16 protein-coding genes, 1 tRNA gene and 1 pseudogene are annotated in these 22,321 nt (G+C 69.4%); 8 read left to right on the top strand and 10 right to left on the bottom strand.

Features of this window, described 5'->3' with window-relative positions:
- The first annotated feature begins 31 nt into the window (after positions 1-31).
- Complete coding sequence (locus UA75_RS06910; protein ID WP_075739544.1) at positions 32-226, top strand: ferredoxin; 195 nt, start codon at positions 32-34, stop codon at positions 224-226.
- Positions 227-595: 369 nt separating this feature from the next.
- Here UA75_RS06910 and UA75_RS06900 read toward each other — a convergent pair whose 3' ends face one another.
- Positions 596-3,865 (bottom strand): S8 family peptidase, encoded by a 3,270-nt coding sequence (locus UA75_RS06900; RefSeq protein WP_157434038.1) that lies wholly within the window; start codon positions 3,863-3,865, stop codon positions 596-598.
- Between the two features lie 311 nt (positions 3,866-4,176).
- Positions 4,177-4,986: a DUF6319 family protein gene (locus UA75_RS06895; RefSeq protein ID WP_198042947.1), complete on the bottom strand. Its 810-nt coding sequence runs from the start codon at positions 4,984-4,986 to the stop codon at positions 4,177-4,179.
- A gap of 168 nt (positions 4,987-5,154) precedes the next feature.
- Between UA75_RS06895 and UA75_RS06890 the strand changes: the two genes are divergently transcribed.
- Positions 5,155-5,688 carry a hypothetical protein gene (locus UA75_RS06890; protein WP_075739540.1) on the top strand — a complete coding sequence of 178 codons (534 nt, stop codon included), beginning with the start codon at positions 5,155-5,157 and terminating at the stop codon, positions 5,686-5,688.
- A 53-nt stretch (positions 5,689-5,741) separates the two neighbouring features.
- Here UA75_RS06890 and UA75_RS06885 read toward each other — a convergent pair whose 3' ends face one another.
- The gene (locus UA75_RS06885) at positions 5,742-5,963 is read right to left on the bottom strand and encodes a DUF3618 domain-containing protein (protein WP_075739539.1); all 222 of its coding nucleotides are present in this window, start codon (positions 5,961-5,963) and stop codon (positions 5,742-5,744) included.
- Between the two features lie 153 nt (positions 5,964-6,116).
- On the opposite strand from UA75_RS06885, the gene UA75_RS06880 reads away from it, so the two are divergent.
- Positions 6,117-6,533, top strand: coding sequence for a hypothetical protein (locus UA75_RS06880; RefSeq protein ID WP_157434037.1), 417 nt, complete (start codon positions 6,117-6,119; stop codon positions 6,531-6,533).
- A 77-nt stretch (positions 6,534-6,610) separates the two neighbouring features.
- A tRNA-Leu gene (locus UA75_RS06875) sits at positions 6,611-6,684 on the top strand.
- 556 nt (positions 6,685-7,240) lie between these two features.
- Here UA75_RS06875 and UA75_RS06870 read toward each other — a convergent pair.
- Positions 7,241-7,975, bottom strand: coding sequence for an SDR family NAD(P)-dependent oxidoreductase (locus tag UA75_RS06870; RefSeq protein WP_075739537.1), 735 nt, complete (start codon positions 7,973-7,975; stop codon positions 7,241-7,243).
- A gap of 108 nt (positions 7,976-8,083) precedes the next feature.
- Positions 8,084-8,674, bottom strand: a complete 591-nt coding sequence (locus tag UA75_RS06865) for a TetR/AcrR family transcriptional regulator (protein WP_075739536.1) — start codon at positions 8,672-8,674, stop codon at positions 8,084-8,086.
- A 246-nt stretch (positions 8,675-8,920) separates the two neighbouring features.
- On the opposite strand from UA75_RS06865, the pseudogene UA75_RS06860 reads away from it, so the two are divergent.
- The 3 genes and pseudogenes from UA75_RS06860 to UA75_RS06845 form a co-directional block, all read left to right on the top strand.
- Positions 8,921-9,118, top strand: a pseudogene (locus tag UA75_RS06860) (helix-turn-helix domain-containing protein); the annotation flags it as partial.
- A gap of 788 nt (positions 9,119-9,906) precedes the next feature.
- The gene (locus UA75_RS06850; protein ID WP_075739534.1) at positions 9,907-10,482 is read left to right on the top strand and encodes a TetR/AcrR family transcriptional regulator; all 576 of its coding nucleotides are present in this window, start codon (positions 9,907-9,909) and stop codon (positions 10,480-10,482) included.
- Between the two features lie 203 nt (positions 10,483-10,685).
- Positions 10,686-11,864 (top strand): epoxide hydrolase family protein, encoded by a 1,179-nt coding sequence (locus tag UA75_RS06845; protein ID WP_075743497.1) that lies wholly within the window; start codon positions 10,686-10,688, stop codon positions 11,862-11,864.
- A 257-nt stretch (positions 11,865-12,121) separates the two neighbouring features.
- On the opposite strand, the gene UA75_RS06840 is transcribed toward UA75_RS06845, so the two are convergent.
- The 3 genes from UA75_RS06840 to UA75_RS06830 form a co-directional block, all read right to left on the bottom strand.
- Complete coding sequence (locus UA75_RS06840) at positions 12,122-12,682, bottom strand: hypothetical protein (protein WP_075739533.1); 561 nt, start codon at positions 12,680-12,682, stop codon at positions 12,122-12,124.
- 394 nt (positions 12,683-13,076) lie between these two features.
- Positions 13,077-13,826 (bottom strand): chitinase, encoded by a 750-nt coding sequence (locus UA75_RS06835; protein ID WP_083683939.1) that lies wholly within the window; start codon positions 13,824-13,826, stop codon positions 13,077-13,079.
- A 256-nt stretch (positions 13,827-14,082) separates the two neighbouring features.
- Positions 14,083-14,808 carry a DUF7019 family protein gene (locus tag UA75_RS06830; protein WP_075739531.1) on the bottom strand — a complete coding sequence of 242 codons (726 nt, stop codon included), beginning with the start codon at positions 14,806-14,808 and terminating at the stop codon, positions 14,083-14,085.
- A gap of 415 nt (positions 14,809-15,223) precedes the next feature.
- Here UA75_RS06830 and UA75_RS06825 point away from each other — a divergent pair, with 415 nt between their 5' ends.
- Positions 15,224-19,855, top strand: a complete 4,632-nt coding sequence (locus UA75_RS06825) for an AAA family ATPase (protein ID WP_075739530.1) — start codon at positions 15,224-15,226, stop codon at positions 19,853-19,855.
- A 131-nt stretch (positions 19,856-19,986) separates the two neighbouring features.
- Here UA75_RS06825 and UA75_RS06820 read toward each other — a convergent pair whose 3' ends face one another.
- Positions 19,987-21,429: a GH1 family beta-glucosidase gene (locus UA75_RS06820; protein WP_075743496.1), complete on the bottom strand. Its 1,443-nt coding sequence runs from the start codon at positions 21,427-21,429 to the stop codon at positions 19,987-19,989.
- Between the two features lie 8 nt (positions 21,430-21,437).
- On the bottom strand, positions 21,438-22,316 hold the full coding sequence (locus UA75_RS06815; RefSeq protein WP_075743495.1) for a carbohydrate ABC transporter permease: 879 nt from the start codon (positions 22,314-22,316) through the stop codon (positions 21,438-21,440).
- Positions 22,317-22,321: the final 5 nt, after the last annotated feature.

The raw sequence follows: 22,321 nt of genomic DNA, 5'->3' as shown, positions 1-22,321 counted from the left end.
ACTGCCATCCCCGTCGCAGGAGGCGAGGGCCATGAAGATCATCGTGGACACCAGCAGGTGCGTCGGTGCCGGACAGTGTGTGCTCACGGAGCCCGCGCTGTTCGACCAGAGCGAGGACGACGGCACCATCATCGTGCTGAACGAGACGCCGGAGGGCGAGCTGGTCGAGAAGGCCCGCGAAGCGGCGCACGTGTGCCCTGGCCAGGCCCTCTCCCTGGAGGAGTGAGTCGATCCGTGGATGGCCTCACAGCCTGAACGGATCACGCTGATCGGGGTGGGACGCCGAACGGCGCGTCGTCGCTCGAACAGGGCGAACTCGCACGATGCGGCACCAGGCCGTCACTGCCGTGTGACAGTGTGCCTCGGCCGACCGGGATCACGCCGGCGTCGTGGCAGGCGTGTCGGCGGAACTGGTCGTCCAGTTCGGCATTTCGCCGGGCACGTTCGAGGCTCACCGCCGGATGGGCGCCCGCGCAGGCGAACACCTCGGCAAGGCCGCGGAATCGGGAGCGACGACAGGCGACCCTGCCGCCGCATCCCGACCACACCCCACAGGCGCGCTCCTACCGCGAACACGCGGGCGCGTCTCGCGTGATCAGCCTGCGGTGATCCCGTAGGACCGCAGCATCGTCTGCTCCACGGTGTTGCCTGCCGCGTCGGCCGCGCTCGCCCGCAGGGAGACGAAGCCGTCCTCGGCCGGGTGGGTGAGCAGCGCCGTCGCGCCGTCCTCGGTCGAGGTCACCTCGACGGCCGTCCAGGTGGCACCGTCGTCGTAGGAGACCTCCAGGCTCAGCTCGGTCAGCTGGTCGTCCGCCACGCCGTTCACGGTCAGCTCCAGCGGATACTCGACGCCTGCGGGCGCCTGCCCGAGCTCGTCGACCTCGCCGCTGAAGCCGACGCCCAGCAGCGGCAGGCCTTCGGGCAGCTCGCCGTCGACCGTGCCGGAGGCGAAGGTCCACGACGCGTCGATCTCAGTGCCGTACACCGACCAGGGCAGCGCGCGAGTACCGGTGACGTCCAGGGTGAACACCTCGTCGCCCGAGGGCACCGCGAACAGTGCATTGCCGATCCCCGGCTGGGTCCCGATGACCTCACTGCCGTGCGACAGCGTGGTGGTGCCGACGATGGAGGTCTCCGCCATCGAGAAGTAGCTCACGGGATCGCCGCTGGGATCGAACACTCCGGGGTTGACGAGGATCTCGTCACCGAACCGCTGCCCGGCGGGCACCGTCTCGGTTCCGACCCCGACGCCCAGCGGTGCGCTGTTCCACGTCGCCGTGCTGTCCCCCGGCTCGTACCTGTTCTCCTTGGAGTAGTCCTCGATCGCCTCGACATCCGAGAAGGTGAGGAACTCGGTCCAGTCGATGTCGCCGGTGCTGAAGAGTTCGAGCCGCTGGGTGGGCACCTCGATCGGGAAGCTCAGCCCGAAGGTGAAGCCGTCCTGCGGAAGAATTCCCATCGCGCCTCGAGAACCCGACGCCGGGACGCCCTGCGCGTGGTAGTCGGTCTGTACGCGAGCCAGATCGGCATCGCTCACCGCGAAGGTCGGCGACTCCGGAATCCCCGACTCCTCCAGAACGAGGTTGTACCCGTAGGGCTCGGCCGTACCCTCCGGTGAGCCGAGCGACGGGCGGTAGACGAAGCGCAGCCCGCTGTCGCCGGGGTCGGTCGGCACCGCGAACGGGTCCAGAACGCCACCGAAGCCGGCCATGCCGATGCTGGTCTGTCCGACGAACAGTTCAGTGACGGTGCCTTCGATGACGGTCTCTCGGTCGGTCTCCACGGCCACCGGGACGCCCTGGGTGCCGTCGAGGGTGATCGACGCGTCCGAGGTGAGATCGATGTCCAGCTCGGCCACGGCGGTCATCGAGCCGCCGACGACCTCGCCGTCCTCCTCCACGTACTCGTCGAGGACCGCGACCACGTCGTACTCGCCTGCCGGAAGGCGGGCGGTGATGTTGCCCTCGGCGTCGGAGTCGACCAGGGTGCTGTCGCCGGTCTCGCGGTTGGCGGCGACGATGAAGGGGAACTCGACTGGGGTGCCGGACTGGGTCGTGGCCTCGATGGACAGGTCGTAGCTTTCGGGCTCGAGGAAGGCGCCCGCCGCCGTTGAGACCGTGGTGTCGCCGTCGGTGCTGGTGGCCAGGACCGAGCCGCTGAGGAAGCCGAGCTGTGCATTGGCCGAGGGGTCTACGGTCAGCTCGACGGTGGTCTCGCCGCCTGCGGGCACGGTGATCTGCTCGGCGCTCAGGCTGAACAGCCCGTCCGGCGCGGGTGTGCCGTCGGCTCCCGCCGCGTCGAACGTCAGGTCGAAGGCGGCGTCTTCGGTTCCGGTGTTGGTGTAGGTGAGTTCCCGAGTCGCCGGCTCCTGGTCATGCGGGTACGGGAACGCCCCCAGGCTGAGTGAGGAGGGCGAGGCGAGGACCTCGGCCGACACCGCAGCGGCGAGGTCGAGCCTGCCGGAGCCTTGTCCGGTGACGCCGATGCCGTCCAACGGAACGGAGGAGCCCGTCAGGGCGGCCTTCAACTCGTCGGCCTGCCACTCGGGGTGTTGGGCGGCGAGCACGGCGGCAGCACCCGCGACGTGCGGAGACGCCATCGAGGTGCCGCTCAACGACGTGTAAGGATCGTTATCGGTCGTGCCGCCCGCACGGGCGGAGATGATGTCCGAGCCGGGCGCGGCGATATCGGGCTTGATCGCCTTGTCACCGAACCTCGGGCCCCGACTGGAGAAATCGCTGAGCTCGTCGGTCTTGGTGACACTGGCGACGGCCAGCGCGGCATCAGCCGCAGCCGGCGAGCTCACCGACTCCTCGGCGCCGAAGTTGCCCGCCGCGATCACATACAGCGTGCCACTCTGCTCGGTGAGGGCGTTCACCGCGACCGACAACGGGTCAGTGCCATCAGTCGGCCCGCCCCCGAGACTGAGGTTCGCCGCGTCCACGCCCTGCTCGGCCGCCCACTCCATACCCGCGATGATCGCGTCATCGGCGCAGAAGCCGTCGTCAGTACAGACCTTGCCCACCAACAGGCTCGCGTCCGGGGCCACACCCCGGTGCGCACCGTCAGAAGCCGCACCGGTGCCCGCGACCGTGGCGGCGACATGCGTGCCGTGGCCGTTGCCGTCGTGAGGTCCGTCAGGGTTGCCGGTGAAGTCCTCCGCCTCGACCACCACACCTTGAAGGTCCGGATGCTCGGCGTCATAACCACTGTCGAGCACCGCCACCGTCGCACCCGCACCGGAGTAACCGGCCTCCCACGCCTCCGGAGCACCGATCTGCGCGTTGCTCTCCTCGTCGAAGACCTCAGCCCGACCGTTCAACCACACCCGGTCAACCCCGCCCGCGAACGTGGTCTGCTCCGCACCGAGCACCTCCCAGACCTCCGCAGCGGAACCCGACTCGGTCTCCACCACCACGCCGCCCACACTCGGCAACTCCCGCACGACCTCCGCACCCACCGCAGACAACGGATCGGCAAGCGGACGATCGACACCCGACTCGTACGACACGATCAACGGAAGCGGACCCGCATCACCGAAACCCTGCTCGAGAAGACCGGTGACATCGAAGAGTCGTTCGTCGAGCCTGCCCGTCTGGACCAGACCGAGCGCGTCCGCCGGAATGACGGAGAGTGTGTCGCCGCTCGCGATCCGGTGGAAGGCGATGTTCTCCCGTCCATCACCGGGCAGCACCGTGACGGACGGCAGGCCGTCCGACGTCCTGGCGACCCGAAGCTGGTCGCCGGTGATCAGCGTGAGGACCTCGGACTCCGCATTCGCGAGGGGGCTCGTGTCCGCTCCCCCGCCGCCCGCGACCTCCTCGGCCCCCGCCTGCACCGCGCCCGCGGCAAGACTGGAAGTCAAGGCAAGTCCTAACACCACTGCGGGTACTTTTCTGCGCCTCATCGCCACCGTCCTCTCAATCGACCGTTCGGCCGCCGCTACTTGGCCCTTTCGGCGGAGAACCGTTCCCGACGGACTCGACCGATAATCGGAAATTAACGAACCGATCACAAATATAGTCGCCATTTCGTATGCCGAAGCAAACCAGTGATTCAGATCACTTCTGATATGAGATAAGCAACCGGCAGCCCGGAAAGGAGTCGGAACAACCCTGAAACAGCACAGTGCCCGGCCGACGAGGTCGACCGGGCACTGATTGCGACGGGGTCGGCTCAGGCGCCGGCGACCTCCGGCGACGAGCCGGTGGACTCGGCGTCCGCCTCGGCGTCGACGGCGTCGGCGGTCTGCTCGCCCGCCTCCGACTCGGCCTGCGGCGCAGGCTCGTCGAGGTCGCCCAGCAGTCGGCGGGCCTCCTCCAACTCGGCTTGAAGCTGCTCCACCTTGGCACGCTGCTGCTCACGCGCGGCGTCGAGCACCGGCTGCACCGCAGCGTCGGCCTCGGGGTGCAGGATCTTCACGGCCTGCGCCACGGCGCCCATGCTGACCGTCGTCGGCTTGAGCGCCTTCTTCGTGCCGACGGTCACCTCTGCCGTCCACAGCCCTTCGGCGGTGGAATTGAGGACGATCGTCGCCGCGGCACCCGGCTTCGCTCGCTTGCCTGCGGCAGGCTTACGAGTCGCGGTCGGCTCGGTCACTGAATCTCCGTTCTCCGTACTGGGTCGAGGCTTGGCACCCCGGCTCGTCGGCGCAGGCGGGGGCTCGGGCGTCCAGACCGGTTCGATCGGGCCGGGGACCGAAGGCTGTTCGGCCTGCGGGGTCTCCGGCGAGTCCGGCTTGCGCGGCTTGCGGGCGGGCTTGGTGAGCGTCACCTCGCCTGCGGAGAACGAGAGCACGTCCTGTGACCCGGTGGGACGAACCTGGATGAACTCCCCCTCGGCAGGCTCGTCGAGAGCCGTCACCTTGCCGGATCGCCCGGACTCGACGCCGACGGCGCGGGAGGTGAACCACACCATGGGTGGGCGCCCCGCCGCGAGTTCCGTCGCTAAGTATTCAAGGTCCTGCTCGGACAGCACTCGGGGCATCGCCTCTCCTTGATCAACAATTAGCCCTATCAGGTTGCCTTATCGCACCGACAGGAACGTCACGTGGTCCGCCGGAGACAGCGATGCTCCGTCCAGACCAGTGACTGATGGACCGTTCAGCCCACACCCCGCCGTGCGAACGGGGCATCGCCGTCGGACGATAGGCCCATGCGGAAAGCGAGCCATCAGGCCGACGGGGTGCAGGCCTCCTCTCATCTCGTCGCCGAGTACACATCGGACGGCGAGGACTGGACCATCACCGTCTCGAACGGGGTCGAGACCCGCAGCGCACACGCAGCAGGCATCCTCGCCGCACGGGAGGCCACCGACCGACTTGCCGGGGAGCTCCACGCAGGCGAAGGAAGCCCCACCATCGTGCATCTGCTGGACGGAGACGCACTGGCGTTCACCTCCGCGTATCTCACCGCCCGACACGTCTCCCCCAGACCCGACCAGCCACGGGCCGCCGAGGCCTCGCCCGAGAACTCGGTCGCGGCAGACGCCGGGGCCGACGTCGCAGGCGAGGAGAAGACCGCCGACGAGGCACCGCGCAAGAAGAAGAGCACCGCATCGCGGCGACGTCGCGGCACCCGCACCGCCACCGTATCCACCGAGGACACGGAACAGGGCTCAGCGACCGGCAGCGCCGCCGATACCTCGGGGTCGGACGACGTCGAGCGACCGGAGGCCGACTCGGCGTGAGGAGACGATGGCGTTCGGGGGCCGCTGCACCCCCGAACGCCGCTCATCCGATGTCAGCGAAAGAGCCTGCGCAGAATGGCGAACACGACCAGGGCCGCGATCACCATCAGCGAGATGCGGACCTTGGGATTGTCGAACTTCGCGAGCACGCTGGTCTGCGCGGTCTCGACGAACCGCTTGGGATGGGCACGGGTGCCCAGCTCGTCCAGGGTCTCGGCCAGCGCGTCGCGGGCCTGCTCGATGTCGCGTTCGATCTCTTGGGGATGGCGGGCCACGTCTCCTCCTCGCGCTGATGCGGTGCGGACAACGTTAGATCACCAGCTCGCATGCCACGACGGGGCGGTTGACAGCCTCATCCGCACGGTGTTTTATAACGCCGTTACCAAATGTGGGCGGGTACGCCTCGATCACCAGAGGGAATGACGACCATGACTGCGACACTCCAGCCGCACACCCGGATCATCGCGGGTCTGGTGCTGCTCACCGTGGTCGGCATCGCCGTCGGCGGCTGGTTCATGACCCGCATCGCCCAGGGGCGGGTCCCGATGACCGACTTCCAGAAGTCCTTCGCCCGCGCCGGACACGGCCACGCGGGCGTGCTGGTGATCCTGAGCCTGGTCGGCCTGCTCTACGCGGACATGATGACCGGCGCACTCGGCTGGGCCGCCCGACTCGGCCTTCCCCTCGCCGCGGCACTGATGTCCGGCGGCTTCTTCGCCTCCTCGGCGGGACGGGGTCGCACCAGCCCGAACAAGGCCGTCGTGCTGCTCTGGGCCGGAGCGCTCTGTCTGGTCGTCGGAGTCGTCAGCCTCGGCATCGGGCTGCTGACCGGATCGAGCTCCTGATCAGGGCGAGCGTCGCGGGGGCATCGGGCGCGGGTAGGCTCGAACCGCTGCATGAGCCGTTCGGCGGCCCATGCTTCGGGGCCGTGGCCCAATTGGCAGAGGCACACGGTTTAGGTCCGTGCCAGTGTGGGTTCGAGTCCCACCGGCCCCACCGATGCAGTCATGGTGCGAACCACTCCTTTCGGGGCCGTTTCCGCTGTAGAGCGGTTACGGCCTCGTTTGCACTGCGGAGTGGTGGGATGCGGAACACGGGCTTGAGCGTGTCGGGTCCGGTGATGGTGACCTTGGCGACGAGGGCTTCGATGAGGGCTCTGGTCTGGGGATGGCCGCCTTCGGTGATCACGCCGCCGAGGTGATCGGCGACCTCGGCCGGCGCGGCGGCGTCGGGTCCGTCGTCATTCTGGCGGCTCGGTACCCGACTCCGATCGCAGATTCAGTTCCGGGATCGTCTGTTGAAAGTACTGGCCGACACTGGTGCGGACCTACTGGCGCTGGAAGCGGTGCCAGATATGGACGGGGAGAGGCGGTGGCCGTCGCCGGGCTCGGTTGACCGGCACCACCCGGCCCGGCAGGGATGCGCGCCGCGAGGAGATCGCCTCAGCTCGAACACGGGAGGAAAGCCCGCTACAGCTCGTGGTTGGCAGACAGTGCCATTCGCTCGGGCTCTCCACAGCTCCTGTCGGGTGGGCGGGGTGCGCCTGCGCGCCTCAGACCTGGGCGGAGCCGCCGTCCACGGCAAGCTCGGAGCCGTTGACATAGCTGGACGCATCCGAGGCGAGGAAGACGGCTGCCGCGGCGATCTCTTCGGGCTCGGCCAACCGGCCGAGTGGAACCGACGCCCCAGCGGCGGCGACCGCCTCAGCTGAGATCAAGTCGACCAAACCCTGCGTGCGGGTACCGCCGGGGGAGAGCATGTTGATCCGGTACCGACGTTCCCCGGCCTCGTGGGCGAACCCGCGAACCAGGTTACGGATCGCGGCCTTGGTCGCCCCGTACACGGGCAGGAACGGCTGGGGCCGCGAGACCGCCGTCGATCCAGTGAGGATGATCGACGCCCCCGACGAGAGCAGCGGCAGCGCCTTCTGCACGGTGAACAGCGAACCCTTGACGTTGGTGGTGAACATGGCGTCGAACTGCTCCTCGGTGATCTCGCCCAAGGGCGCCACGATCGCGATCCCGGCGTTGGCGACCAGAACATCGATCCGACCCGCCTGCTCGGCGACCGTCGCATAGAGCGCGTCGAGGTCCTCGAGCCTGCCCACGTCACAGCGGACCCCGGTCACCCCGGGACCGAGTTCGGCCTCGACCTCGTCGAGCTGCGGCTGGCGACGGCCTGCGACGAACACCCGGGCACCCTCGTCGAGGTAAGCCCGCGCAATCGCCCGTCCGATACCCGCGTTCCCCCCGGTCACGACCGCGACCTTGCCCTCCAGGACCTTCATGGCAGCTTCCCACTTCCCTGTTATTGACCGACCAGTCCATAAAACTTCATGTGGACTGATCGGTCAAGAACTCGGTCGGTGATCTACCTCATGCCATTCCGAGAACACTCAAGACTGAGGCAGTAGACCGTCGAGCAGGGTGTCGGCCATGATCAACAAAGCGGCCGGATCCTGACCCACTCGGCCGAGGACGATCAGTCCGAGCTGACCCGCCAGCACCGCATGGGCGGCGCCGTCCGGGTCGACATGAGGCGCGATGTCGCCCTCGCGCTGCGCTCGCCGTATCGCGTCGACCAGCACAGAAGTGGTCGCGGCGTAGCTGCGCCGAGCCTCGGCCGCCACCTCGGAGGTGCTCACGGAGAGCTCCATCGCGGTATTGGCGAGCAGGCAACCCCGACGTGCCTGTTCGCCGCCAGGATCACGTACGGGGCCGGTCACGAAACCGCGAATCACATCGATGGCGTGGTCGGCCTGCTCCAGCCACGTACGCAGCATCCGATCATTGGCCTCGTCGTACTCGCGCAGCACGCGCAGGAACAAGCTCCGCTTGTCTCCGAACGCCCCGTACAGACTCCCCTTGCCCAGTCCGCTGGCTGCCAGGAGATCTTCGAGTGATGTGCCTGCGTACCCGTTGTCCCAGAACGTCGCCTGCACGGCCGCCAAGACGCGCTCTTCATCGAACTGGCGTGGACGCGGCATGCGCCCAGGCTACCTATAGTGGACCGCCCGGTCCATCATTGCGCCACGAGGCGACATCAGCCACGCTGCCCACCGGCCACCGCTCACCGCGCGCGCCCGGTGGTCTTCCACAGTTCCCGGTGGCCGTCGTGAGTAGTCCGTCCACGATCAGCGACCAGACTGCCGCCGTCGTCGCGGCCGCACCGAACCGGGAGTGGATCGGCTCGGAGGTACTGGACGTACTCCGGTGCGGCATAGCGTGGCGAGATGAGTCAGCAAGAGCCGATCGGCGTCCTGGTGCGTCGCTGGAGAGAACGACGCAGACGTTCCCAGCTGGATCTCTCGATTGCGGCGGACGTCTCCACCAGGCACCTGAGCTTCATCGAGGCCGGCCGGTCACAGCCGAGCCGCGCCATGATCGAGCGGTTGTGCGACGAGTTGGACGTGCCGTTTCGCGAACGCAATGGCTTCTCCACGATGCCTCGCGCGTTCCCCGCACAACGAAGGCAGACGTACTCGAGCTCGGAGGCAGACTTCCCATGACATCGTTCGGTCGCGTGGCGCAGGTGCGGGCTTCGGACAGCCTGGCTGACTGGATTCGCACCCACGGGCATTCGGTGTCCACGCTCGACCTCGACGCTCCGCTGGAGGACCTCGGCCCGTTGGCGGAGATCGTCGGATCGGCGCGCGTGGTGGGGCTGGGCGAGAGCTCCCACCACGTCGAGGAGTTCTACCAGTGCGCCATCGGATGCTGCGCTTCCTCGTCGAGCGGTGCGGCTTCACCGTCGTCGCGGTGGAAGCGCCGCACGCGCTGGTCACGCCGGGGTCGCCTCTGGCGACTTCACCTCAGCCGGCGATTTCCCCTTTCAGGAGGCGCCGCTCGCAGCGCTGGAACATGACACGATCGAATCGGCCTTCCCTGCCTCGCAGGCATGGACGCTCGTCGATCTGCCCCCGTCCACCGCAGTCTCGGATGCCGAGGCCTATCCCCGGATGCGCACGGCGGACTATTTCTGCGACCAACCTGCCTTCCACTGTTTCGACGCGCTGGTCTGCGTCGCCGAGACTCACGGAACGCGGCACACCCGCCCGGTCTGACCGGGAGTCCTCGCCGTCGTGTCGCAGGCTTCGGCACTGCTGCCGCGAGGAGCCCGCGCCGAGGTCGGCGCGTCCCACTTGATCGTCACCCGGCGGCCTGGCCGACCGGTGCTACGGTGAGCGGTCACTCACCTTGACGACAGGACCCGATCCCGATGGAGACCACAGAGCGAATCCTCGACGCCGCAGCGCGAGTCATGCGAGAGGAAGGCCTCGCGAAGACGACCACGAAGGAGATCGCACGGGCGGCGGGATGTTCGGAGGCGCTGCTGTATAAGCACTTCGCCGACAAGCAGGAGATCTTCGTGCGGGTGCTCACCGAACGGATGCCGCCCATCGCCATGGACCCGGGCATGGTGGGGCAGGGCAGCGTCACCGGCAATCTCCGGGTGATCGTCGAGGGGCTGCTCCGCTTCTATGCGCAGAGCTTCCCGATCGCCGCGTCGATCTTCAGCAGTCCCAGCCTGCTCGCCGCGCACCGGGAGAGCATGAACGCGCGTCAGAAGGGGCCGCACCTGGCCGCCGCAGCGGTGCGGTCCTATCTCGACGCCGAGATCGCCGCCGGTCGGGTGTCGTCCACGGTCGACACCGACGCCGTCGCGGTGACGCTCACCGGAGCGGCGATGTTCGAGGCCTTCCTCGCGGCGTTCGCCGGCCACGACGAGCCTGCCGAGGTTCCCGCGCTCGCCCGCCGGGTGGTCGCGGTCGTCGCCCCGGCCCTCGCAGGCTGACGCACGACGCCCTCGGCCTCCGCACGCCGCAGTCCCGAGTCCTTCGGCCGGCAGCAGTCCCGAGTCCGTCGGCCCGCAGCAGCATCGGCGGCGCCGCCCGAGGAGCGATGCCGGGTCGCATACTCGACTTCCGGCCTGCACCTGTGCCCGGCGCAGCCGCCGTCCGACGACAGACCGACCGCACCGACCGTGAGGAAGACACCATGCCCGCTGGCCAGGAGTCGCGCGCGTCCGCAGAGGCCGTGCCGTTTCGCATCCACATCGAGGAGGACGTCCTCCACGATCTGCACACTCGGCTGGCCATGGTCCGCTGGCCGAGGATGACGCCGTCGACCGACTGGGCGGACGGTGTCGACTCCGCCTACCTGCGTCGGCTGGTCGACTACTGGCGCTCCGGCTACGACTGGCGGTCTCAGGAGAGCTTACTGAACCGCTATCAGCAGTACACGATGCTGATCGACGGCCTCCGGGTCCACTACGTCCACCACCGCGCGCGCAACGGGTCCGGGATCCCCCTGCTCCTCGGGCACGGGTGGCCCAGCACCTTCGCCGAGTACCTCCCGCTCGTCCGCATCCTCACGGAGCCGAAGTCGGTCGGCCTGCCCGGTCCGGCCTTCGACGTCATCGTGCCGTCGCTCCCGGGATACGGATTCTCGGACCGACCCGACCGCCGGGACGTGAACTATCGCTTCGTCGCCGACCTCTGGCATCGACTCATGCGCAATCTCGGCTATCAGCGCTTCGGGGTGGGCGGGGATGACTTCGGCGCCGGCGTCGCAACGCTGCTCGCCCTCGAGCATCCCGAGTCGGTCATCGGGGTGCACCTCACCCATCCGGAGATCACGCCCTACCTCGGCCCCGGTGCGCCGCCGCTCACCGATGCCGAGACGGCCTACCGCGAGGAGGCGCGACTGTTCTACCAGACCGACAGCGGATTCCACGCCATCCAGGCCACCAGACCGACCACGCTTGCCTACGGCCTTGACGACTCCCCGGTGGGGCTGGCCGCGTGGATCGTCGACAAGTGGCATGCGTGGACCGATCACCGCGAGAACTTCGAGAGCTACCTCTCGCGTGATCTGTTGCTGACCACGATCATGATCTACTGGGCCACCGGAACGCTGAGCACCTCGATCCGGGACTACTCCGACAACACCGCGTTCCCACCGGCCCTGACGCAGACCAGCAGGGTGACGACGCCGACTGCCTTCGCCCTCTTTCGCAACTACCGCCGCTCCCCCGGCGTCCCGCCGCGCGAGTGGCTCGAGCGGCTGTACGACGTCACCCGCTATCAGGTGTTCGATCGCGGTGGCCATTTCGCCCCGGTGGAGGTTCCGAAACCGGTTGCCGAGGACATCGTCCGGTTCTTCGCGGAGCTGTAGACGTCGGCGCGACCCCGCCCGCGCATCGGGGAGTCGGGGAGAGCCCTGTTCACCGTAGAGACGTCGCGACGCCGTACGGCCGTCTCCTGCCTGAGGCGCCGAACGGGTCGGGCCAGCTGCGCCGCTGAGGTCGGCCTCCCCAGCATCGACGCGGTCCTGAGCAGAACGCCGACTTCCTCAGTGGCACATTCCAGCCCGGTCGTCGGCTCAGTGCGCTGCCGGTCCGCCCGGTGCAGAGGTCCGCGGCATAGGGCCGATCAACGAAGACGGGGTTCCAGGACGTCCAGCAACGCGTCGGCAAGGGCGTCGATCTGCGCGGCGGCGGCCACATAGGCCGGGTCGCCCCGGCCTGCCGGATCTGCCAGATCGATCTCCGATGCGGACAACGGCAGGGGCGGCGACGCGAGCAGGCCCGCCAGGTCGGTCCCCGGCGACGCGGTCTGCGCCCTGGCGATGAACTCGGCCCACACGACGATGCGTCCCGCGATGTCGGGGTCGGCGGCGGACTCGGCACCGCCGTCGGGTCCCGACGCCACGAACTCGGCGAACACCAGGTCTCGATGGGCGACGGTGGCGCAGAGGATCAGATCCGCTGCCCGCACCAGTTCCGCCGTCGCCTGGACGGCCGGGCGGTCGCCGACCACGATTCCCCTGGCTCCAAGCACCGCCACGGCGGGCGGGGCGATCGTCGACTCGGCACGGACACCGGCGGAGGACACCTCGAGGGGGACTCCTCTGGCGTGGGCCTTGGCCGAGGTGATCGCCTCCGCCATCGGAGATCGACAGGTGTTTCCGGTGCAGAGGAAGAGGATGTGCATCCTCGGAACGATATTCGAGCAGGTCCGAAGGGCGAATGACCGTCAACGACCGAGGGATTCGCCGAAGGGCGGGCCGTCGGTGGGCTGCACCGTCTGCCGAGCGGCTCGGGCGGCGCTCCGCCTATCGGAGTCGACCTACGGTGGGCTCCGATAGGCGGGGACGTCGTTCTCGACGAGCCGAGCAGGAGGGTGGCTCGCCGCCGTGCAGCACGGTCGTAGCAGGGTGGTGACCGGGTGGTCAGGGACCGGCAGTGCGGGGTCCGCGATCAGCGGACTCGGCAGACGTCGGGTGCAGGGACACCGCAGTGCCAAGACACCGCAGTTCGGCGACTCGGCACGACCGTGCCTGCGCAACGGCGGGCCTACACGATCACGGCCCGGGCGGAACCGAACCTCAGCAGTACAGGGCCTCACCTGGCGTGGTGCCCAGGATCGCGGTGAAGTTCCGATAGGCGCTGACCCTGGCCTCCACCTGAGCGGGGTTGCCGCCGTTGCACTCGATGCTGCCGTTGATGCTGCGAATGGTCTCGCCGAAGCCGTGACCGTTCACGATGGACTCATGGGCGGGCCGGTGACCCGCGCCGCTCTGGGTGTTCCAGAACCAGAGGCCGGTCTGCCAGGCCACCGCAGGGTCGTTCTGGACCAGCCAGGGATTGTTGAGCAGATCGAGGCCGAGCGCGTCGCCCGCCGCCTTGTAGTTGTAGTTCCAGCTGAGCTGGATCGGCCCCTTGCCGTAGTAGGCCGCCTGGCCTGCCGGGCAGCCGAACGGCTGGCTCCAGTCGCAGTAGTGCGGGTAGTTGGCCTCGTTCTGCTCGACGATGTGGACGAGTCCGCCCGTCTCGTGATTGACGTTGGCCAGGAACGCCGCAGCCTCCCGTCGCCGGGTCGTCTCGTCGCCGGTGTTGGTGAATCCGGGATAAGAGCCGAGGGCGGCGGTCAGCCCGCTGTAGGTGTAGAAGGGATTCCGGTTCGGGAACATCTGATTGAACTGAGCCTCGCTCACCACGAACGACTGCTCCACCGTCGTCGAACTCGTCTCGGGCGACGGCGCCGCCGCGGAGGCGACGACCGTCGGCACGGCGACGGTCAGCGCACCCGCGAGGGCTAAGGAGGCCAGTGAGGCCATGAGGCGCTTCCTCGGCATGTGATCGCTCCTTCGTTGGACTGCGAAGCACACCCGGTGGGCGCCGATGCGAACTGCCATGCCGAGTGCGTCGCTGGAGGTAGCCGGATGGAACGACTACCAGGGAACCGGATTGGTCTACACCAGTCAAGGAAAGAACGAGATTAAACCGAATCCGGTGATCTCTTCACCGCCGGGCGGTCCTGCTGCCGGGTCGAGCGGTGCAGGCGATCCGTCGCGCCCGCCGCGGCGTCGCCTGGGCTGTGCTGATTCACCGTCAGTCGACGAGCGCGACGTAGAGCGGGCTGCCCAGCAACACGGTTGCGGCGCCCTGCCCGGCTGCCGTCCGCTGCGTGCTTGGGCCGTGCAACAGCCGTTTCGCAACGAATTCGACGTGTTGGGTGGGACCGTCGAGCAGCGCGTTCGCCCGCTCGACAAGCTCCAACGCCGCCCGATTGCCCGCCGGCAGAGGATCGCCTGCCGCCGTGTCCAGTGAGTCGTCTGCCACTGTGACGCCGAGGTCGTCGACAAGGGTCCTGGCACGCCGGGTGCCGTACCGCACGACCTTCCCGAGCGCGTCCAACATGGTCGGTCCGCTGGAGCCCGAGAATCCGGCGTCGTTCGGGGCGGAGGCGGAGCCGAGCACGTGGCCGATCGAGCCGCCCAGCCCGAGGACCGTGTGCTGAGTGCGCCCGCCGAAATAGACCAACGGCGTCCCGTTCTCGGTGAAGTGCGCTCCCCACTGCATGGGCAGCAGGCCCCAGAGAAACTGGCCGGGTTCGTCGACCGTGCCGAGGTCGCCGTGTTCCTGCAGGTGCCGAACCACCCGCTCCACCCGTGCCACGCGATCCGAGCCCGCCGATTCGGAACTGCGCTTGGCGCCGAGCACGGTGAGATTCATGCTGAACTCGGCCGTCCGGCGCCCGGTGAATCTCGGGTCGATCTGCGACAGCAGCATGTCCACCTTGGTGTCGCTGATGTAGAGGTAGTAGCGCAGGGACATGCGAGCTCCTTCATCGCGACTCCCGGACCGACGCCGCCTGCCGCGTGCACGCCCGTGACCGGGGTCCGAGCGAGAACGGAACTCGACACGGTCGGCCGTGCCGTGTTCCATCGGGCTGCACCTCGCCGGCGAGACGTCGTGATCAAGGCTAACGGCCGACGACCGACGGCGAGGACGTCCTCGATGCGACGGCGCCAGACCGGGGAGCACGACCTCGGCTGTCGCCGCAGAACGGCGGCAGCCGGGCGGCACGACCCGGCCCGCACAGCGAGGTGCGGACACCCGCCGGTGAGTCCAGCCGACTGATTCTGTCTCTCGGTAGCTCCTTGTGACCCAAGATCACCCGTCCGGCGGAACTGCGATGCTTCTTTTCGGCCCTATTGTGATCTCCTTCAGTCCGGGGGGAACGCGAAGAATGCCGAACGAGGGGGACTCGGCCGAGCAGACCGCAGCAGGCGTGGGCAAGCACGACCCCACAGCACCCGACCCGAGTGCGCCGCAGCCGGTCGAGCCGCCGACGACCGAACGTGCGCACGAAGTCGGGTCCCGTGGCCTCGCGTCACCTGGTGCCGAGCAGGCTTCCGCCGCCGACCCGCGCTCCACCATGGACGAGAATGCTGCGGCCCTGTCACTGGACGGGTCGCCACCTGCAGTGCCTCGGCCGCCCGTGTCCCCACCGGACGGGTCTACGCCGACCACCGCGACAGGCACCCCCGCCGAGCTGGCCTCCGCCGAGGACGACGCCGCCGACGCCGCCGACGCCGCCGACGCCGCCAAGACGACCCTCCGACACCGCGCGGCGCGTGGCGTCCGATCGTGGATTCACGGCGCCGGACGCGGACTCCGCAAGGCCACCCCGTACGGGATCATCGCGTTCCTCGCGGCCTCCGCCGTCGCACCGATCGCGGCGCCCGCGTTGGAGACGACCGAGGAGTTCTCCGCCGCGCTGGATCAGCTCGGCAGCATGGGCAGCGGCTACCTCGGCGATGTCCTCGCCGACACCGCAGGAAAGATGCGTGACCGGGGCGGAGTGAGCGGAGACGAGGAACCGCCGCCGTCGGAGGCTGCCTGGCGCGAGGCCATCGCCGAAGCCGTCGCCCCGTTGCTCGCCGCCACCGACGACCAGGGCCGGGCGATCCGCGCGGAGATCACCGGCCTGCTGCGCTCGGTGGACGCCGTGCCGGTCGCCTTGGCCGAGGCCACCGGCGACCTGCATCGCGAGCTGACCACCGCGATGACCCTGGTCGGCGGACGATTCGATGAGCTGAGCTGGCTGCTCACCGAGACACAGCGACTGCTCGCCGAGCTGGTCGTCGCCCAACGCCAGCAGACCGACCTCGCGATGCGCACGCTCTTCGAGGTGACCGAGAGCCGCCGACGCGCGCTCGCGCCCCGCCGCCGATCGACGACGGCGGGCTCCCCAGCATCAGAGCCGAGCGCCCGTCCCTCGGTGCCGATCGGCCCCGAGGCGTCTGACACCGACGGCGACGAGTCTCCGAGCCCGACGCGACCAGAACACCCGCCCGACACGAGCACCGACGGTCCGGCGCCGTTCCCCGGCCTGAACAGCTTCCGTACCGAGGACGCCGATTGGTTCTTCGGTCGCGACGAGCTGGTCACGCTGCTGTTGAGCAGGCTGGCCGAGCAGCTGGACGGCGGCGGACCGCTGCTGGTGGTCGGCGACTCCGGCGCGGGAAAGTCCTCGCTGCTCGCCGCCGGGCTGCTGCCTGCGGTTGCCGACGGCGGGCTTCCGACCGAGGGCGCGGAGAGCTGGCCGTGGCTCCGGATGACGCCGGGCCGGTCACCGCTGACCGAGCTGGTCGGCCGGACGGCGGCGCTGGCGCAGGTCTCAGCGGTGCAGGCGATCGGCGATGTACGGGCGGCACCGACGGCGTTCGGCGCACTGGCCGTGCAGGCCGCCGCGACGTCGGGTCGAGCGGACGCCAGGCTGGTGATCGTGGTCGATCAGCTCGAAGAGCTGTTCACCCAGTGCACCGATCAAGCCGAGCGCTCGGCCTTCGTCACCGCGCTGACCAGCGCGGGCTCGGCACTGGTCGTGACGGCCGTCCGGGCCGACTTCCTCCCGGACTGCCTGCGGATCGACCGCCTGGCCACGCTGCTCAGCGAGGGCCACGTCTCGGTCTCGGCCATGCGGCCCGCCGGACTTCGCAGCGCGATCGTCGAGCCCGCCGCCCGCGCCGACATCACGCTGGAACCGGGACTGGTCGAGCTGCTGCTCACCGAACTCGTCGGCGACCACGGCACGCAGCCTGCGGCGGGCGCGCTGCCGCTCCTGGCACACAGCCTGCGCACGACCTGGCTTCGCGGCGGCGGTCGCCGGATGACCGTTGCGGACTATCAGGCCGCAGGCGGTATTCACGGGGCGGTGGCCGAGACTGCCGAACGCATCCATCAGGATCTCGACGAGACGGGCCGCCGCACGCTGCGCACGACCATGCTCGGCCTGGTCTCCCTCGCCGAAGGCGACCGGCCGGTCCGTCGTCGGGCGCCGCGCGCCGCCGTTCCCGAGTGGCTGCTGAGCCGACTGGTCGCCGCGCGACTGGTCACCGCAGGCGACGAGAGCGTGGAGTTCGCCCACGAGATCCTGCTCTGGGCATGGCCGCGCCTGGCGGGCTGGGTCCGGGAGGATCGGGCCGGGCTGGTGATCCGCCGCAGACTCGACGACTCGGCGCGGTACTGGGCAGAGTCCGGTGAGGACCCGAGCGGGCTCTACCGCGCGGGCAGGCTGGCCGCCGCCCGCGAGTGGGCCGAGGGTCGGGACGACCTCACCGAGGAGGAACGTCGCTTCCTCGATGCAAGCACGGCCGGGGAGCAGGCCGAGCGCCTCGCCGAGCTGCGCGTCACACGCAGGCTTCGAGGTCTGGTCACCGGACTCGCCGTGCTGTTGGTGATCGCGGTGGCCGCCGGTGGGATCGCCTGGCGGTCGAACCTGGAGAGCGAGGCGCAGCGGCGGATCGGGCTGTCCCGACAGTTCGCAGCGCAGACCATGGCGGCCCTGGAGACCAATCCTCGCCAGTCGATGCTGTTCGCACTGGCCGCCCTACGAGCCGCCCCGACGGTGGAGGCGCGGGGCGCGCTGCTCGCCGCGCGGCGGACCGACTACGCGGGACGCTACGGCGCCGATGAGGCGGAGTCCGCCCGGACAGTGGCGGTGTCCGCAGAGAGCCGGCGGATCGCCGTCGGCGGGCAAGGCGGATTCGACGTCTATGACGCCGACACCAGGGAACGGGTCGACGCGGACTGGGACTGTCACACCGCCGACGTCTACGGCACGGCCTTCTCGGCGGACGGGGGCCTGTTGGCCACCGGATCGCTGGAGCCGGACGGCATCTGCCTCTGGGAAACGACGACGAACACCCTGCTGCGTCGACTCCCCGGTTACGGCGTGCTGGACGTGCGCCTCGACGGTGCAGTGATCGCCTCGGCAGGCGGCGAGGCAGGCGACCGGCTGACTGTCTGGGACGCGCAGTCCGGCGAGGTGCTGGCCGAACTGCCGATCAGCGCGCCGCCCGCGAGCATCGCGTTCTCCCCCGACGGTCAGCGGCTCGCGGTGGGCTTCGGTGACGGAACGGCACTGTTATGGGAGATGGAAACGGGTGTCGACCCCGTTCTACTCGACGGTCACGCCCCGCCAGAGGGCACTCAGGACCCGGTCGGGCACATGGTGACCGTCGACTACGCCCGCAATACGGGAATGTTGGCCACGATGGGACCGGACGGCCTGATCCTGCTGCGGGACGGAATGACCGGCGAGGTGGTCGACGAGCTGCGCGAGTCCTCGGGAACCGGTGGACCGTTCGCCTTCAGCCCGGACGGCTCGACGCTGGCCACGGCCGTCGGCAGCACCGTGCGGCTCTGGTCGATCCGGTCGCGGACCTGGGAGCCGGTGGAGCTACAGTTCGCCACCGCCTGGGACGTCGGCTGGTTGAGTGACAGCGATCTGATTGTCACTACCCTCGATCAGGGGACGTTCCGGCGTAACGTCACGCCACGAGTGCTGAGCGGCGGCGATGAGCCGCTGACCGTCGGCGACTTCTCCCCCGACGGCGATCTCCTGGCGGCCGGGGACGCGGCGGGCACCGTGCGGTTCTGGAATCCGGACGACGGAACGCTCGTGCACGAGTCGGCGGCGGAGGGCGGCCCGGCCGTCGTCGCCTACGACCCGAGCGGGGGCGGCCACGCGGTGGGCCGGGCCGACGGAACGATCGCGCTGCACGGGCCCGACGGTGTCGAGTACGACCGCTGGAGCACCGAACCGGCCCAGCCGGTGGCCGAACTCCGCTTCTCGCCGGACGGAACGCGCCTCGTCGCGATCACCGACGACCGGTCCACCCCGGATCTGACCGACGACACGCCGAGACTGTGGATGTGGCGGGTCGGGGACGAGGACCCCGAGCCGCAGGTTCGCGAGCTGTCGTGGGTCGCCGCCGTCCGGTTCAATCGCGACGGCACCGAGCTGATCGTCTCCGATGACGTCACCTTCGACGAGGACAGAGCCGACGGTCCGCCGATGCGGATCGACGTGCTGTGGGCAGCCGACCTCACTCCCCGACACACCGTCATGGCGGACGAGTCGTCCGTCAGCGACCTCGCCGTCTCCCCGACAACGGACTCGGTGATCAGCACCCACAGCGACGGCAGGCTGCGGGAGTGGTCACTGGACGACGGCACGCTGCTGCGCACCTTCGCCGAGCACCCCGTCCCCGTCCGAGGCCTCGCGATCTCGGCGACCACCGAACTGATCGCGACGATCTCACCCGACGACCGGGCGATCCGACTGTGGGACCTGACCTCGGGTGACCTGTTCGCCACCCTGACCGGTCATCAGAACGGCATCAATCAGGTGATCCTCGTCGAGGACGGCATCGGCGGGGTGACCCTGGCGGGCCTGGGCGAGGCAGGCGCGGTGAGCCTCTGGCGGCTGGACGTCGACGACGCGGTGGCCGAGGTCTGCGCCGCGCTCGCGGGCCCGGACCTGGCCGAGGAGTGGGCGGCTCTCGACGTCCCCGAACCGCCCTGCCCCTGATCGCAAGGCCTGCCCTCGGGCCTGCAACCGGGCGTCCCGACACCGGCCGGGTGGCTGCTCGCCACCGGCCTGCGAAGCCGAGCCGGATCGGCCCGCGCGTCGTCACGGACACGCGGGCCGGGGCCGCCGCCTCAGTCCATCGACGACGCCGCCGTCGGCACCGCGTTGTCCGCGATCACCGAGGCGTACCGCCGTCCGCTGCCCTTCACGATGCGCTGCTGGGTTTGATAGTCCACATAGACCAGCCCGAACCGCTGGCTGTACCCCGCCGCCCACTCGAAGTTGTCCAGCAGCGACCAGGCCAGATAGCCCCGCACGTCCGCGCCCGCCTCGATGGCGGCGTGCACGGCACGCAGGTGCTCCAGCAGATAGTGCTCGCGGTCGGGGTCGACCACGCTGCCGTCGGCCTCGATCCGGTCCGGCCAGGCCGAGCCGTTCTCGGTGACCATCAACGGCACCTCGGGATAGTCCCTGCTCAGCCGCACCAGCAGGTCGGTGAGCGCGGCGGGCTCCTGCTCCCAGTCGAACCCGGTGAGTGCGCCGCGCGGCGGCAGGTGGCGCACGCCGCGCAGGCCCGGCATTCCGCCGGAGACCACCGCGGGATCGGCCGGGGCAACCCGACTGGGGCTGTAGTAGTTGATGCCGAGCAGGTCCAGCGGCGCGGCGATCAACTCCGCGTCGCCCGGCTGCACCACCGTGTCCCAGTCCCCGAGCCAGCTCACGTCGGCGAGCACGTCCGACGGGTAGGAGCCGCGCAGCAGCGGGTCGAGGAAGAACCGGTTCTGGAGCCCGTCGACCCGCCGGACCGCCTCCCGATGCGCCTCGTCGTCCTCGTCGACGCGGACGGCCGCGAGGTTGAGCACGATGGACAGGCGATGCCGCTCACTCATGGAGGCCCGCAGCGTCGACGCGGCCAGGCCGTGCCCGAGCAGCAGATGATGGGCGGCGGTCAGCGCGCCCCTGGCGTCGGTCCGCCCCGGCGCGTGCAGCCCGGTGAAGTGTCCGAGATAGGCGGAGCACCACGGCTCGTTGAGCGTCGTCCAGTCCTGGATTCGATCCCCGAGCCGGGCGAAGACCTGGCCTGCGTAGTCGGCGAAGCGGTAGGCGGTGTCGCGATTCTCCCAGCCCCCGGTCTCCTGCAACGCCTGCGGCAGGTCCCAGTGGTAGAGGGTGAGCATCGGGTCGATGCCCGCCCCCAGCAGCTCGTCCACCAGTCGGTCGTAGAAGTCGAGTCCGCGCGGCTCCAGCGTGCGACCGTCCGGCTGCACCCTCGGCCAGGCGACGGAGAAGCGGTAGACGTCGATGCCCAGCTCCCGCATCAACGCCACGTCCTGGGGATACCGGTGGTAGTGATCGCAGGCCCGCGCGCCGCTGTCGCCCGCGTGGACCCGCCCCGGCTCGGCGGCGAAGACGTCCCAGATGGACGGGCCCCTACCGTCCTCGGTCGCGGCGCCCTCGACCTGGTAGGAGGCGGTCGCGGTTCCCCAGCGGAAGTCCGAGGGAAAGATCAGCGATCCGGCGGTCGTGACGGCACCGGAGGTCTCGACTCGGCCCGCTGAGTCCGTTACGGCCATGTTCTTCCTCATCCCTTCACAGCGCCTTGCATGACTCCGCCGACGATGTAGCGGGCCAGCAGGATGAACAGCACGACGACCGGGAGGACGCCCAGCGTCGCCCCGGTCAGCATCAGCGAATAGTCGGTGAAGTACCCGCTGGCCAGATTGGACAGCACGATCTGCACCGTCGGACTCTCGTTCGGATCGAGCACGACCAGCGGCCAGAAGAAGTCGTTCCAGGCCGTCATGAACGTCAACATCGCCAGCACGGCGGCCTGCGGACGCACGGCGGGCAGCGCCACCGTCCAGAAGGTCCGCAGCACCGAGCAGCCGTCGACCCTGGCCGCCTCGATCAGCTCGTACGGCACGGTCTCCTCGCAGGCCTGGCGCATCCAGAAGACACCGAAAGCGCTGACCAGCGCCGGGACGATCACCGCTTCGAGCCTGCCGTACCAGCCCAGCTCGCTCATCAGCATGTACAGCGGGATGATGCCCAGCTGCGTGGGCACCATCATCGTTCCGACCACGAGCACGAACAGCCAGCGGCTGCCGGGGAAGCGCAGCCGGGCGAAGGCGAAGCCCGCCAACGCGGACAGGAACACGTTCGACGCCGCGACCGTGGTCGCCACGATCAGCGAGTTCTGAATCGCCAGCCAGAAGTCCACCGTGTCGAAGACCCGGCTGATGTTCGCCAGCAGGTTGCCGCCCGGCAGCATCGGCGGCGCGGCCTGGGCGACCGCGCTGTTGTCCCGGCTCGCCACGACGAACGACCAGTACAACGGGAAAATCGAGGCCACCGCCACGGCGGACAGCACGCCGTAGACGAGCAGGCCCGGCCTGCCGCTGCGCCGCCGAGAGTCCCCGGGGCGCGGCCGCGCACGGCGTACGGGCGGGGTGGGGGTCATCGTCG

Source organism: Actinoalloteichus sp. GBA129-24 (assembly GCF_001941645.1).
Lineage (GTDB): Bacteria > Actinomycetota > Actinomycetes > Mycobacteriales > Pseudonocardiaceae > Actinoalloteichus_A > Actinoalloteichus_A fjordicus.
Note: the sequence above shows the minus strand (reverse complement) of the source record. Positions and strands in the feature narration are given on the sequence as shown.

Coding starts and splice junctions, on each gene's coding strand:
- UA75_RS06835 (WP_083683939.1), bottom strand. CDS start 13,826: ATGCCGAGGAAGCGCCTCATGGCCTCACTGGCCTCCTTAGCCCTCGCG.
- UA75_RS06865 (WP_075739536.1), bottom strand. CDS start 8,674: ATGCCGCGTCCACGCCAGTTCGATGAAGAGCGCGTCTTGGCGGCCGTG.
- UA75_RS06910 (WP_075739544.1), top strand. CDS start 32: ATGAAGATCATCGTGGACACCAGCAGGTGCGTCGGTGCCGGACAGTGT.
- UA75_RS06840 (WP_075739533.1), bottom strand. CDS start 12,682: ATGCACATCCTCTTCCTCTGCACCGGAAACACCTGTCGATCTCCGATG.
- UA75_RS06815 (WP_075743495.1), bottom strand. CDS start 22,316: ATGACCCCCACCCCGCCCGTACGCCGTGCGCGGCCGCGCCCCGGGGAC.
- UA75_RS06880 (WP_157434037.1), top strand. CDS start 6,117: ATGACTGCGACACTCCAGCCGCACACCCGGATCATCGCGGGTCTGGTG.
- UA75_RS06850 (WP_075739534.1), top strand. CDS start 9,907: ATGGAGACCACAGAGCGAATCCTCGACGCCGCAGCGCGAGTCATGCGA.
- UA75_RS06895 (WP_198042947.1), bottom strand. CDS start 4,986: ATGCCCCGAGTGCTGTCCGAGCAGGACCTTGAATACTTAGCGACGGAA.
- UA75_RS06830 (WP_075739531.1), bottom strand. CDS start 14,808: ATGTCCCTGCGCTACTACCTCTACATCAGCGACACCAAGGTGGACATG.
- UA75_RS06870 (WP_075739537.1), bottom strand. CDS start 7,975: ATGAAGGTCCTGGAGGGCAAGGTCGCGGTCGTGACCGGGGGGAACGCG.
- UA75_RS06890 (WP_075739540.1), top strand. CDS start 5,155: ATGCGGAAAGCGAGCCATCAGGCCGACGGGGTGCAGGCCTCCTCTCAT.
- UA75_RS06820 (WP_075743496.1), bottom strand. CDS start 21,429: ATGGCCGTAACGGACTCAGCGGGCCGAGTCGAGACCTCCGGTGCCGTC.
- UA75_RS06845 (WP_075743497.1), top strand. CDS start 10,686: ATGCCCGCTGGCCAGGAGTCGCGCGCGTCCGCAGAGGCCGTGCCGTTT.
- UA75_RS06825 (WP_075739530.1), top strand. CDS start 15,224: ATGCCGAACGAGGGGGACTCGGCCGAGCAGACCGCAGCAGGCGTGGGC.